The following is a 13,971-nucleotide window of genomic DNA, read 5'->3' as shown; positions in this document are numbered from 1 at the left end:
GCAGCATCGGCGCCTTCGTTCGTACCGATTGACAGGGGCTTGATAACGTCCTTGATGGGACTCACGCCGCCTTCAGCGCGAATCCATGCCGGTCTCGAGCTCAGCTCTTTTGACGCGCCTGCAATAACTTGACCACTTCGCCGTGTCCGCCTTCCTTTGCCATACTCAGCGCGGTTTGGCCGTTGATGTCGACCATATCCAGCCGGGCTCCTGCAAGTAACAGCGCCTTTACCATGGACGTGTCGCCGTTCTCCGCAGCCATCATCAATGCGGTTGTGCCCTCGACCATTGCAGCATTCACATTCGCTTTCAACTTCACCAGCGCTTGCACTGTGGTCGTATGACCTTTCAGTACAGCGAGCATCAACGCTATTACGCCGTCTGTCATCGCGGCATTGACATTTGCGCCTGCTTTCGCCAGCGCCCGCACCATGGCGGTGTCGCCCCTAGCGGCGGCGAACATCAGCGCAGTTGTGCCAAATGTCATATGGGCATTCACATCAGCCTTCAGCTCGATCAATAACGACGCCATAGCCGTTTTGCCTGTCTTCGCAGCTTGCATCAGCGCAGTAAGTCCGTCTGAGGCTGCGGCATTGACATTTGCGCCCAATTTCTTCAGCGCCTTCACCGTTGCTGTGTGGCCCTTATCTGCTGCGAATATCAGTGCAGTTATGCCATTGGGCCGTGCAGCATCGACATCTGCGCCTGCATGCGCCAGCGTCTGCACCATAGCCGTGTCCCCCGCCATTGCAGCGCGCATCATTGCAGTTGTGCCTTCGAGTGTCCTGGCATTGAGATTTGCTCCCAACTCCTTCAGTGCCTCTACTGTCGCCGTGTGCCCCTTTTCCGCAGCGAACATCACTGCGGTTACGCCATTCGGCGTCGTAGCATTGACATCTGCGCCCGCCCGCGCCAACTCCCACACCATGTCCGAACGACCCTTCGCGGCGGCGATCATCAATGGGTTAACGTTGGCAGCGTCCACGGCATTAACATCTGCGTCCGCTTGCAGCAACGCACGGAAAATAGCCATGAGGCCCTTGCGTACAGCAAGCATCAGCGCGGTAGCGCCGCCGGGGGCTGCGGCATTGACGTTTGCACCCAAGTCAATCAATGTCCGCACCGACGACATGCGACCCATTTCTATAACGCGCATGAGCGAAGTTTCTCCCCCCAGGGCTGCGGCATCGACGTTTGCACCCAGGCTTGCCAATGCCTGTACCGTTTCAATGTGCCCCGCTGCCAGAGCCAACATTAGTGCGGTTACGCCATTGGCATCTACAGCATCGATCTTTGCACCCGCACGCACCAGCTCCCGTACCGTGGCCGTGTGGCCAAACGATGCAGCACACATCAGCGCGTTTTGGTTATTCAACGTGTGAACATTGACATCCGCTCCCTCCTTAATCATTGCCGACACCAGTTCCGTGGCGCCAGCTTGTGCAGCAGCCATCAGTGGGGTCATTCCAATGACCGTTGGAGCATTGAGATCCATCCCCTGTTTTATCCTTGCACGCAATCTTGTCGGGATCTCAGATGGCGCCGCATCGATAAGCGCGTTCATATCGTCCAGCTCGGCACCATTGAATACTTGCATTTTCACGCGCACCTTGGAGTTGTGGCCAACGTCGGCGGCGTCCCTGATCACGGTGTCGCCCCCAGCCTTGGCGCGCCCCCCCTGTTTGCGATGCTCCGCCGATGTCTGCGGTGAGCTGGCAGCGGCAGGCTTAGCCTGGCTCGAGCGATGCGCAGTTGCCGGCGGATCGATTGCACTATGCTCAGGCGTCCCTCCGACTGCGACTGAGCCGCTGTTCCGCGCATGCTGGCTTTCGGATGCCTTGACAATGCCGTGCCTGATCAACAGCTCGCGCAATGTCGACGATGTTGGTGGATGCTTTGTGAAACATTCAATCGCATTCTGCCTGTCCTGTTTGCTCAGGTTGGACAGATAGGTATTGCATGCCTTGAAGCGCATCTTGTCCGACAGAAAGGCTTCGCTGTCCAGCTCGAGGAGAAACGCTTCCGGTAGTGCCGGCAGCCGCCTTTGCGGCAAGCTCCTGAGTTGCTGCATCACTTGTTCGGTCTGTTGCGGCTGACCAGCGCGCAGCGCGGCAACCAGCGCTTCCACGTCGACAACGCCTGCTGGCGCCTGCGGCTTTACGCTGGAATTGGCAACCGCAATGTCCTTGCTCGGCGTCTTGGGAAGCGCCTCGGTAAGGTCTTGTTGTTCATCATCCGAATCGATATCGTCCGCATTGACCGTTTCCGCGAGCGCGTCATGCGCCGCAAGACTGAACGCATCCGTCTTGGCGCTACGGGCATGCGCGAACTTGCCCCGGCCCACGGTCGGGCGCAGATAACTCGTGCTCGGGCCGCTGCGCGCAGGCTCCATCAGTCTCGGCTGCGCAACGATCGCGCCTTCTCCAGGGATACGCTTGCGCGGCTCATCCGCCTTGGTCTGCTCTGTCTCTTGGTTCAGCGTCAGCTTCGGCGGTGTCGTCACCGACGGCAATTGCGCACCCAGCCCGCTCAACAGCACCGGCGTTGCGGGCCTTGCGCGTTCCACGCCGTTCTGCTTGTCGAGCAAGTCTTCGCGCAGTTCTTCCAGCCCCGCTGTGCCTATGCACAAGCCTTGCTCTTGCAGATAGGCCAGCGCCAACAGCAAGCCATCGATGGTGCGCCCATCGCTGAATGCTGCTGCGCCGCCCGCCACGAGCTTCGCCAGTAGCTTGTCCAGCGCACGGGCAAAACTCTTGCGCATAACCTCGTCGCCGCAGGCCGGCAACAGATGCTCGTGACAGTCCTGCATGAACGACACCAGGTTCGCCAGCGATTGCGCATTCCTGCGGCCCTTGCCGAATCCCTCGGCATTCAGCGCCGCCAGCACCCGTCTCGCAACCTTCGACACCCTCTCGTGCAGTTCTTTGTCCCCGACAGGTCCTTCCGAAGCGCGTCGCATCAACAGGCGCAGGAAGTTGCCGGCATTCGATAACACCCGGCCATCCCCACCGCTCATCTGCTCGTTCGGTATCTCCTCGATCAGCGTCAGCAAGCGCTGCAACTGACCATTTCGCTGCAGCTCGTCGATGCTCAACGCTTGCGTTCCGATCAGTTCCTTGACCAGATTGCACACGTTCATTACCGACACGCCGTTGACCGGCGCTTTCTCCAGCACCGCGTAGCTATGCGCGCCGCACAGTTCTTCCATGCATTGCTTCAGCTTGTGCGAGACTTCAGCCCCCGCCTCACCCTTTGCCTTCAGCGCCAGCAGGTCATACTCGATAACGTCTTTCAGAATCGCCGCGCATTCGCCGATCTGATAGGCCTGCGCATCCTGGTCGTCGGCGCCTACCCAGCCAACCAGGCCATTCAGTGCTCCTTCAAACACCTTGGCGATACCGTCGTCCGGCTTCAGCAAGCCCTTCTTTACGCCACGGCAGATCCAGTTCAGCAGCGGCAGATGTTCCGCAACAGTCGCCGACGAGGCAAAGCCTTTTGCCGCTGCCTGCAGCAGCGTCGTCGTCAGGTTTTGCAACAGCGGCTGCAAGGCGCGGCGCTGCTGGCGGTTGAACAGTGATGCCCTGGCCGGATCTGCGAATGCGGAGAGCGCGCCGAAGATGTCCCTGAGCGCTTCGGTATCGAATGCAACCGCATCGAGCCCGCCCTTGTCTGCACCCCGGCGCAGCGCGGCGTTGAGGCGTCCCAGCGCCCCTTCGAATGCCTTGATCCAGCTCGCAAGCTGCGGCGACGCCGGATGCGTCTGTCCGATCTCATGCAGCTGCGCCGCGCTGGTTTTCACACTGCGGAAGTAGGCCGGCACATCGACAGTTGCGGCGGCGTCCGGATCGTTGTCTGGCCAGCGCAGCGCTTGCGCTCCTTCGCGCAGCGTATTGAGCCGGGTGCGCTGCGCACTCGTCAGCTCGGAATCTGCGCCGGCAAGCAGCGAGACCCGGTCCGTGTTCGTTCCCGCCAGCGTGGGTGCATTGCCGGCCGGGGGGAGATGCGAAGTGGAAAGTGGTAAGCGCTGCACACCATCTGGGCCGGCATTCGTTGATTTGCCGTTGCGGTTCGATGCGGCATTCAGGCTCATGGTGATGCTTCCTTGTTCGAAGAAGAGCCACCTGTGTACTTGCTCAGCACGATGAGTTCCGGCTCGCTGCTTGCGCACCATGGGCGCGACCATCAAAAGAACAAAACATCAATAAACGCACCAAAACGCCTGCATGGCGCATGCCGCTCATCCCCCTACCTGCCGGAACGGATCCAGCGCCAGGTCGATCAGTCGCCGCTCGCGCACTACGATTTCCGCATTCGCCACCATGCCGTAGCGCAGCGCATAGCGCATGTCGCCGACCTGATAGAAATCGCGGTCCAGCGTGATGCGGCCTTCGTACACGGGTTTCTTCGATTGCGCGCTCGGCCTGGCGGTCGGCGAGATGAATTGCAGCGTGCCGTTGATCACGCCATAGCGCTGGTAGGGAAAGGCATTGAACTTCAGCCTGGCCGCCTGCCCTTCGCGCAGAAAGCCGCGGTCGCTTTCATTGATTTCGATCTTCAGCACGACACGCGCTTCCTTCGGCGCGATGCCGCCGATCGGTGCATTGGCTTGCACCTTGTCGCCGGGCTGGGTGGTGGTGACGTCGGTGATCACGCCATCGACCGGTGCGACGATGAGCAGGAAGTTGTCCTTGTCGATGTTCTCGAAGCGGATGCGCGCCGCCGCATCGGCCAGCAGGCGCGCGGTCTGCACCTGCAGCCGCAGCTTGTCCTCGGTATTGGCCACTTCGCGCGTCGCGGCTTCGTATTCGAGCCGCAGGCGCGCCAGTTCCTGGCCGCTGGTTTCGAGCTGCGTGCGCGCCTGCCCGAGTTCGAGCGACTGCCGCGCCGACAATTCCGAGAGCCGCGATTGCGCCACCCGCAGCGCATTGTCCGCCGCCTGCAGCGCGTTCTTCTTGCTTTCGACCTGCAGCTGCGCCACGCCGCCGCCGCCGGGCAAGGCCGACAGCCGCGCATACTTGTCCGCCTCATCCTTCGCCGCATCGCGCGCGCGCCGCGCATCCTCGACATTGGTGCGCGCTTCCTGCAGTTGCGCGCGCTGGGTCTCGGCGAGCTTGCCGGTGCCTTCGGTGATGCGCCGCTCGTTCTGATGTTCTTCCAACTCCATCTGCTGCTTCAACGCGGCCGCGCGCCGCTCAAGCAAGGCCTTTTTCTGCGGGAACTCCTTCCATTCGCGCTCGGCCGATTCAAGCTTGAGCTGCGCTTCGAGCGCGTTGGTGGCTGCCTCGATCGCGCCGCGCGCATTCAGGCGCGCAAGCACGTCGCCCCTGGACACCGGCTGCCCTTCGGCAATGTACAGATTGGCCAGCTCGCCATCCACCGGCGCATACAGCCGCCGCACTTCGGATTCCGGCGTCAGCGCGCCCTGCGCCGTGACCGTCACATCGGCATGACCGAAGAAGGACCATGCCAGGCCGGCCAGCACCAATGCGAGCATGGTGACGACCGTCGCCCGCGCCAGGCGCGAGGACTCGGCCATGAGCAGCGCGATACCTTCGTCACTATGGTCTTCCAGTGCTTCAGCCAGTGGCTTAGGACCGTCCTGCGCCAGCTCTTGCGCTTTCTCTTTCGCCATCTTCGCCTCCAAGCAGGGCCAGCTTGGCCCGGTACACCGCCGGATCGAGCGCTGCTCGTGCGTCGCGCAACGCGCGCCGCTGCTGCTCGAGCTCGGCGCCGATCTGTTCCTGCAGGCTCGCCGATTGCGACGGCTGCTCGGCACGCACCTGCCGCAACAGGCGCATGCCGCGCTGCGCATCGTCCCTGGCCGCCACCAGCAGCCGTGCCTGGCTGCGGAAGCGATCGGATACCGTGGCCTCCAGGCGCTGCGGCCCTTCGATGCCGCCGCCGTCGCGGTAGCGACGCCATTGCGCTTCGGCGCGCTCGATGAGTTCGCGCGCCTGCTGTTGCGCCTGCCGGCGGTAAGGCTCGATCTCGTCGCTTGCTGCTTGCAGGAACCAGCCGTCCTCGAACGGATTCAACGCATCGTAAAACGCCAGTACCCGTTCTTCCTGGCCGGGGCTGCCGCGTGCCTTGGGCAGGGCAGCAAAGCCTTCGGCAATGCGTTTCTTGCGCGCGATCTCGGCATCCACCGCATCGCTCCAGGCACCGCCGCGCATCGCCTCGAGGCGCTCGATCGCCGCGCGCGTATTGCCGGCCTGCCAGCTGGCGGCAACAGCGCGGTATTGCTGCGCCAGCTCCGCTGGCGGGAAGCGTGGCCCGGCAGCCAGCGCGTGGAACTTGTCACGGAACGGCGGGGTGGCGAACTGCGCGCTGTCGCGCAGCGCGACCATCAGTCCCACGCGCCGATCGCGCGCGGCTTCCAGTGCTTGCCGGTACAGCGCGAGATCGGCGCGGATGCGCTCGAGTCCGCCGAGCCGCGGATATTTCTCCGCGTAGTCATCCAGCAGCGCTGGCACGGCATCGAGCCGGTCTTCCTTCAGCTCGGTTTCGAGTGCGGCATTGAGACGTTCGATAGCGGCGCCATAGACCGCATCGTCGCTCTTGAGCCGGCGCACATGACTGAGCGCTTCGGCATAGGTATCGCGAAAGGCTGGCACCTGGGCAGCGATGCGCGAGAGCTGGCGCTGATGGCCGTTCGCATCCGCATCCCACCATGCCAGCAGCTCGCGCATCGGCGCTTCATCAACATAGATGCGCACCGGCGCTTCCAGTCCGCCGCGCCCGGCGATGTAGCGGCGCAGCCGCGCCACCCAGTCGAGTTCGCCCAATAACGCGCGCAGGTCATCGTTGCCACGCGCGCTCTGTGCCATGTGCTCCTGCAGCTCCCGCACTTCCTTGTCGCGCCCACCCTTGAGCGCTGCCAGCCAGGGCGGCACTCCGCCCTTCAACACGGCCTCAGTATCGAGCGCCTTCATCGCCGAATCGTCGGGGTGCGTTGCCAGATGCGCGTTTGCAACTGCGGCGGCGCGCTCGAAGCTACCCTCGGCCAGCAGCGCGCGCACCTTTTTCTCGTCGCCACCGCGCATGGCCAGCGTCGCGGCCAGTGCGAGCACTACAGCCGCAAGCCCAGCTATCCAGGCCAGCATCCGCGCACGAGACGGGCCGCTGTCTCCGACGAGTGCGCGCACCCAGGCCGCCGCCATGCTGCGCGGCGCTTCCCTTGCGTGCCGGGAAGGCATGGATGCCGGTACAGCGGCATCCATGCCCTTGTCCGCGCCCGCATCCTGCGCCGGCGTCACGCAGAAGATGTCGAGGAAGGAACCCGCCGCGGCCACGAACGTAGTCTTTTCCGGATCGGATAGCGCAACAGCGGCTGGCGCGGCGTCCGGGACTTGCGCAGGCAGCGCGATGCCGGTAAGCGTCGGGTCGACCGCGAGCGCTTCGCGCTGCAGGCTGGCGATGTACGCGAAATGCTGGCCGCCGAAGGCCAGGCGCGTGCCGTCCGTGATCGGCGCCGCATGCTCCTGCAGCCGCTTGCCATCGATATAGCTGCCGTTGGTGCTGCCAAGGTCTTCAATCCAGGGCATGCCGCGCCGCAGGAAGATATGCGCATGGCGCCGCGACAGGAAGGCCAGCTGCTGTGCATGCGCTTCGCCGTAGCGCGCGAACTCGGGCTCGGATTTCCCGATCAGAAATGGAAACTCGGTGACGACGATGGTTTGCAAGCCGAGCGCAGCATGCTCGGGCGTGAGCGTGAGCGCGGTCAGGCGCGCCGTGGATACCGGCGCGGCCATACTCTTGCCCAGCCGGATGCGGTAGGCCAATGCGCTGCCGAAGCGAATTTCATCGCCATCCTTCAGACGGCTGGTCTTCTCGCGTACATCCACGCCATTGACCGTAGTGCCGTTGCGGCTGCCGAGGTCCGCGACATAGGCCTCGCCGCCTTCACAGAAGAGGCGTGCATGGCGGCGCGACAGCGTGGCCGTGAGCTCGGCCGGATAGGCGTCGAAAGGCGCTTCATTGCGACCGATGGGAAACAGCGTGTCCTGGATGCGTATCTCGCCGAGTTCCGGATGCGACAGCGGTTCCAGCAGCAGCGCGAACGCGGCCGGCGCATCGCGCGCCCGACCCTGCTGCGGCATCGGCTGCGGAGAGACACTCACGGCGGTCTCCTCATGGCCGGCCCGATGCGTCTGCGCCGACCACCACCGGCGGCCAGCCGCCGCCGAGCGCCTTGTACAAGGTCACCGTGTCCGACAGCAGCTGCTGATGGTTGGCCAGCAACGCGAGCTGCGCGCCCAGCAACGAGCGCTCCGCCTCGAACACATCGAGCTGCGAAACCACGCCTTCCTTCAGCTGACCCTGGAACTGCTGCTCCACCGTCTGCAGATGCTCGACCTGCTGCTGCAGCTCGATCTTCTGCTTGCGGTGCGCATCGAGATTGACCAGCGCATTCTCGACCTCCTCGAAAGCGCCGATGACGGTGCGTCGGTATTGCTGCTCGGCGACCTGGCCCTCGGCTTCGCTGGTTTTGATGCGGGCTTTCACAGCCGGATCGAAGATCGGGAAATTGATGCTCGGCAGCAGGCCGAAAGTGAAACCGCGCAGCAAGTCGCCCAGGGCCAGGCTGGAACTGCCGCCGCGTCCGGTCAGGCTGACCGATGGCAGCTGGGCCAGCTTGGCCTGGCCGGTCAGGTGATAGGCCTCCAGCACCCGGTATTCCGACGCGACGATGTCGGGACGCCGCTTGAGCAGATCCGATGGCAGGCCGCCGGGCACCGACGGCAAAGCCACTCTGCCCTGCAATTGGCCCGGCGGCACACGGAAATCGCCGGCCGGCACGCCGAGCAGAGTGCACAGCGCATTGCCGGACAGCTCGCGCGAGCGGCGCAGCTCCAGCAGGCCGGTGTTGAGGCTGTTGATTTCGGCCCGCTGCTGCAGCACCCGTGTGCTCGGCACGAGGCCGGCCGCGTGCATCGCTTCATAAGTCGACAGAATGCTGCGACCGCGCTCCAGCGCCGCCTGCTGCCGCTGGATTTGTTCATCGATCTGCAGTATCTGGAAATACGTGGTCGACACGTCCGCCACCAGGTTGAGATAACCGGCGCGCCAGTCCGCCTCGGAAGCTTGATATTCCGCCCGCTGCGCCTGCACGCCCTTCTCGACCTTGCCCCAGATATCGATGTCCCAGTTCACCTGGGTGCCAAGATTGAATTGCTTGGTGAAGCTTTGCCCCGTGCTCTTCTCGAAGCTGGCGCCGGCGCCGGCATCCAGCGTGGGCAGCGCTGCCGCGCGCGCTTCGCCGATCTGCGCGCCGGCAACGCGGATGCGCGCCGCGAGAATGGCGATATCGATGTTGCCGGCGATGGCCTTGTCGATAAGCCCATCGAGATAGGCATCATGGAATTCGCGCCACCAGTCGGGAGAAATCGCCTGCGCCGCGGTGACCGGCGCCGCGGCCCCCGATGGCTGCTGCGACCAGGCCGCCTTGATCGGCGCATCGGGACGGCGGTAGTCCGGCATGCTGGTGTCGGCACAGCCCGCCAGCATGGCGCAGGCAAGGGCCGCGCCGATAGCGCCGGTCCTGATCCCAAGCTTCATGGCGCCTCCTGCGTGTTCCAGGCCCGCGATTCGACAAAGGCGGAAAACAGTGCCGCATCCAGATGCCCTGCGCGGCACTCCAGGCCCATCAGGTCCAGCGCCGCTTCCAGCGGCATGGCTTTCTTGTACGGCCGGTCGCCAGCGGTGAGCGCATCGAAGATGTCGGCGATGGTAAGGATGCGGGTCTGCGTGCAGATCTCGCTGCCGCGCAAACCCATCGGATAACCGGAGCCGTCGAGCTTTTCATGATGGCCGTGCGCAATCGATGGCACGCCGGCCAGATCGCGCGTCCACGGAATCAGGATCAGGAAGGAATAAGAATCGACCACGTGCTTCTCGATCTGCCTGCGCTCATCCGGCGTCAGGCAGCCCTTCGCGATCGACAGCGCCGCGTATTCCTCGTCGCTGAGCAGGCGCAGTTCGCCGCCGTCCAGCCCGGCATAGGTACAGGCGCGCAGCTGTTCCAGTTCGGGCGGGGAAGCGGTGGATGAGATCGCCGGCTCGTTGGCGCGCTGTATCGTTTCGTGAAAAGCATCGAGCCGCGCGAATTCTTGCATCAGGGCCGCTTCCAACGCGGCGCTCGCCTGCAGGAAAGCTTCGCGCCCCATGCCTTCCCGCCCCTGGCGCTGCGCCAGGTCGCGCCAGGCCTGCCGTTCCAGGCAAGCCTTCACATACTGAAAGCGCAGCGCCAGGAGGCGCATGTCGGCATGATGCAGTTTCTTTTCCTTGCGCAGCACATGCTCGCGCACGCCGACCTTGCCGAAGTCGTGCAGCAGCGCCGCATAACGGATCTCGCGCATCTGCTCGCGCGAAAAACGGATGTCGCGCAGGGCCGGGATCTCGGCACGGTCCGCCGCGAGCGCCAGCCGCTCGGCATAGCCGGCAACGCGGAAGGAATGGCCCGCGGTTACCGGGTCGCGCTCTTCGATCGCCTGCACCGACGCGCGCACGAAGCCGTCGAGCAGGCGCGCAATGTCGGAATACAACTGGAAATTCTTCAGCGCCACCGCGGCTTCCGCGCACACGCCGGTCAGGATCTCCAGGTCCTCTTCGCGGAAGGCTTGCGGATCGGACGAGGTGTCGACCTGTATCAGCCCCAGGCATTCGCCCTCGAGCAGCAGCGGCACGCACATCACGCTGCGCAGGGCTTGCGCAATGATCGATTCCTGCGCGCCGTAATGGCGGTCGGCAAGGGTATCGACCGAGAGCACCGCGCGCTTGTTGCGCACGACATCGTTGACGATGGTGCGCGAGATGCGCAGCTGCTGCCAGTCGAGCGGCGCGCCGTCGCGCCTTCTGGCCGCCACCGGCGTTGGCGCCGCGTCTTCCCCGCTTGCGAGCATCATGAACGCGCGTTCGGCCTGCGGGAACAGGTCGAAGATGAAGTTCATGATCTTCTCGATCAGCGTTTCCCTATCCGTCACCGCGCCCAGCGCAATGCCGACCTGCGCCATCGCATGCAGCTTCTGCATCGCCAGGTCGGTATCGCCAGCCATCACTTCATGCAGCGGCGCGAGCCGGGTCAGGTCCGAGGCATCCACCGAGCGCGTCACGATGCCGGGCGCGTTCTGTGCAGCCGGCACGATCAGCGAGTGGAAGACGAAGGCTTTGGACGCAAGCGTGATTTCATCGCCATCGCGCAGGCGGCGCCAATCGCCGGGCGCGAGCCGCTCGCCGTTGACAAAGGTGCCGTTGAACGAGTGCAGGTCTTCAATGACATAGCCATCGCCGCTGCGACGCATGCGCGCATGGCGCCGGCTCACGGTGTGCTCGGGTATGCGCAGGTAGCGGGCGGCGTCGAGAGAATCCTGCTTGTCACGTCCAATGACCATTTCATCAAGGACGGGCACGATGCGCGGTTCGGAATCCTGCGCATCCATCGCCTCCAGGTAAGCCGACGATGCGCCCGGGTCCTGGCCGCGGGTCTTTCCGGGATTGGCTGTCGTGTCCATCTCCGCTGTCCCATTCGCACGGCGCAGCAGGCCTGCGCCGTGCGAATCAGTATTGGTCAAATCCCGCGCATTGCCAGTGCTCTGTTGCCCTCATCGGACCGTGATGCTGATGCGCTTCGAATACACCGGCGGATCATGCGGCATATGCCTGTCGTCGCCCATCAGCAACTGCAGCGTATGCCTGCCGGGCGGCAATTCGATCATGGTCTCGGTCTCGCCAGCGCCGAAGTGCAAATGATTGCGATCCGATGGAATCTCGTGGTCCAGCGGCGGCAGATCGGTGTCGATCAGCAGATGATGGTGCCCGGTGTTGGGATAGTCCACGCCCTTGGGCGCCACGCCCATGTTGCGCAGGCCGAACCACACGCGGAATGGCTTGCCGGCGGCGACCGTCGAGCCATCCTGCGGCCAGCCGATGTAGGCCACCGCATTCGGCGCGGCGGCCTTGCCGTTGGCATGAACAGCCTGCGCGATGAGGAGCAGTGCGGCTGCGATGGCGTGATGCTTGTGCATGTTGCGCTCCCGTTTGCTCCTCGTGGCGGTGCGGATCGTCTGCCTTGCCCTACTTCACCGTGATCGTGATGCGTTCCGAATGCACCGGCGGGTCGAAGGGCACATGATCGGCGTCGCCGAGCAGCAGCTGCAGCGTATGCCGGCCCGGCGGCAGTTCGATGCGGGCCTCGGTTTCGCCGGCGCCGAAATGAAGGTGATTCCTGTCGCTCGGAATCGGCTGGTCCATCGCCGGCAGCTCGGTGTCGATCAGCACATGATGATGTCCGACATTGGGCTGCTTGACCCCCTTGGGCGCCACGCCCATGTTGCGCAGGCCCATGCGCAACCAGAATCTGCCGCCATCGATGACTGCGCCATTCGGCGGCCAGATGATGTACTCGACAGCATTGGCCGGCGCTGGCGTGCGCTCAGCCGCTGTCGCCGGCGGCGCGCCGCTGACGGTAATCCATGCCGCAATCCATGCGAGTCGCAACGCACCACGCCGCATGCTGACATCAGACAAAGCGCCTGCCAGTGTTTTGAAGACAATCATGATCGAGGTCCAAGCTTTGTCGGCGGGCCGTAATGCGCCGGATTGCCGCCGGAATCCTTGCTTTCGCGCCGTCAGGTATGGCCACAACATACGCGCGCGGTGGCGGCATCCACTGAGAAAAAGCAAGCTCCGTGTGCGCAGGGCCGACGACGGGCGATGACCGGGGGCGCGCAGCAACGCTGCGCCTGCCTGTTCTGTCCTGATGCAAGGGAGCGCTCGTGCGGACCTTTCTTCCCATTGCCTGTCTGCTGTTCGCGGCCTTGCCCGATGCGCAGGCCGCTGCCCTTTCCGGCACCGCTGCATTGCCTGACGCGCCTGGCGCTGCCCGGCTGCATCGTATCGGCGTGATGCCCAAAGACGATGCCGAACAATACGAGCTCACCTTTTGGGAATCGATCAAGGACAGCACGCAGGCCAGCGACTACGAGGCCTATCTGCAAGCCTATCCGAAGGGTCGCTTCGCGCCGCTGGCGAAAAGCCGCATAGAAAGGCTGCGCGCGGCGGCGCAGAAGCCGGAGAGACTGGAGAAGCCTGAGAGACTGGAGAAGCCTGAGAGGCCGCCGAAGCCGGCTGCGGAAAACCCTCGTCCCGCGCCTGCGGCCAAGCCGGCGCCCGCGCCGCCACCCGCGCAATCGGCCCAGTCGGCGCAGGCCGAGCAGCGCCCCGCCGCCGCTGTTGCAGAGATCCGCGACTGCGCGAACTGTCCGACGCTCGTCAGCGTGCCGGCCGGCAGCTTCACGATGGGAAGCAACAGCGGCGACCCGAGCGAGAAGCCGGCGCATCGGGTCGAGATCGCCAGGCCTTTCGCCATCGGCAAGACCGAGGTGACCATCGAGCAATGGAATGCCTGCGTGGCGGCGAATGCCTGCCCGCGCTTGTCCGTGGCAGGCGACGCTGGCAATCTGCCCGCGCGCGACCTCAGCTGGGACGATGCCCAAGCCTATGTGAAATGGCTGTCCGCGCAGACCGGCAAGGCTTACCGTCTGCCGACCGAAGCCGAATGGGAATTCGCTGCCAGGGGCGGCAGTGCCAGCCGCTACTGGTGGGGAGAAGGCATGCGCGCAGGCATGGCCAATTGCAAGGAATGCGGCGACCCGTGGCAACAGCAGGCGCCGGCGCCGGTCGCGTCATTTGCGGCCAATGCCTTTGGCCTGCATGACATGAGCGGCAGCGTCTGGGAATGGGTCAGCGACTGCTGGCACGGCACTTACAAGAATGCGCCGACGGATGGCCACAGCTGGAATGAATCGTTCTGCAGCGCGCATGTGATTCGCGGCGGATCGTGGCGCGAAGGCGCGAGCTATATGCCGGTGACCACGCGCTTTCATTACGACACCAGCGTGCGGCAGTCGCAGAACGGGTTGCGCGTGGCGCGGGATATCAGGTAGCGCGCACCAGGCGGCCTTCGGGCGGGCA

Annotated in this window: 8 protein-coding genes; 1 reads left to right on the top strand and 7 read right to left on the bottom strand. The window is 64.3% G+C overall.

The features are described 5' to 3' along the window. Positions 1 to 100: 100 nt before the first annotated feature. The 7 genes from JJB74_RS11970 to JJB74_RS11940 all read right to left on the bottom strand — a co-directional run bounded on the left by JJB74_RS11970 (position 101) and on the right by JJB74_RS11940 (position 12,555). On the bottom strand, positions 101 to 4,171 hold the full coding sequence (locus JJB74_RS11970; protein ID WP_200592097.1) for an ankyrin repeat domain-containing protein: 4,071 nt from the start codon (positions 4,169 to 4,171) through the stop codon (positions 101 to 103). A gap of 66 nt (positions 4,172 to 4,237) precedes the next feature. Continuing rightward, positions 4,238 to 5,632 (bottom strand): HlyD family efflux transporter periplasmic adaptor subunit, encoded by a 1,395-nt coding sequence (locus JJB74_RS11965; RefSeq protein WP_234484123.1) that lies wholly within the window; start codon positions 5,630 to 5,632, stop codon positions 4,238 to 4,240. Further along, positions 5,589 to 8,120: an FHA domain-containing protein gene (locus JJB74_RS11960; RefSeq protein WP_200592096.1), complete on the bottom strand. Its 2,532-nt coding sequence runs from the start codon at positions 8,118 to 8,120 to the stop codon at positions 5,589 to 5,591. Before JJB74_RS11960 ends, JJB74_RS11965 begins: the two co-directional genes overlap by 44 nt. Positions 8,121 to 8,130: 10 nt before the next feature. Next, positions 8,131 to 9,558 carry an efflux transporter outer membrane subunit gene (locus JJB74_RS11955; RefSeq protein ID WP_200592095.1) on the bottom strand — a complete coding sequence of 476 codons (1,428 nt, stop codon included), beginning with the start codon at positions 9,556 to 9,558 and terminating at the stop codon, positions 8,131 to 8,133. Beyond that, positions 9,555 to 11,510: an HD domain-containing phosphohydrolase gene (locus JJB74_RS11950; RefSeq protein ID WP_234484122.1), complete on the bottom strand. Its 1,956-nt coding sequence runs from the start codon at positions 11,508 to 11,510 to the stop codon at positions 9,555 to 9,557. The genes JJB74_RS11955 and JJB74_RS11950 overlap by 4 nt, the downstream gene beginning before the upstream one ends. 90 nt (positions 11,511 to 11,600) lie before the next feature. After that, complete coding sequence (locus tag JJB74_RS11945) at positions 11,601 to 12,023, bottom strand: DUF4399 domain-containing protein (protein ID WP_200592094.1); 423 nt, start codon at positions 12,021 to 12,023, stop codon at positions 11,601 to 11,603. Between the two features lie 49 nt (positions 12,024 to 12,072). Then, the gene (locus JJB74_RS11940) at positions 12,073 to 12,555 is read right to left on the bottom strand and encodes a DUF4399 domain-containing protein (RefSeq protein WP_234484121.1); all 483 of its coding nucleotides are present in this window, start codon (positions 12,553 to 12,555) and stop codon (positions 12,073 to 12,075) included. Positions 12,556 to 12,773: 218 nt separating this feature from the next. On the opposite strand from JJB74_RS11940, the gene JJB74_RS11935 reads away from it, so the two are divergent. After that, complete coding sequence (locus JJB74_RS11935; RefSeq protein ID WP_325170122.1) at positions 12,774 to 13,943, top strand: formylglycine-generating enzyme family protein; 1,170 nt, start codon at positions 12,774 to 12,776, stop codon at positions 13,941 to 13,943. Positions 13,944 to 13,971: the final 28 nt, after the last annotated feature.

Source organism: Noviherbaspirillum pedocola (assembly GCF_016632335.1).
GTDB classification, from domain to species: Bacteria; Pseudomonadota; Gammaproteobacteria; order Burkholderiales; family Burkholderiaceae_D; genus Noviherbaspirillum_A; species Noviherbaspirillum_A pedocola.
This window is presented reverse-complemented; position numbering and strand designations above follow the sequence as displayed.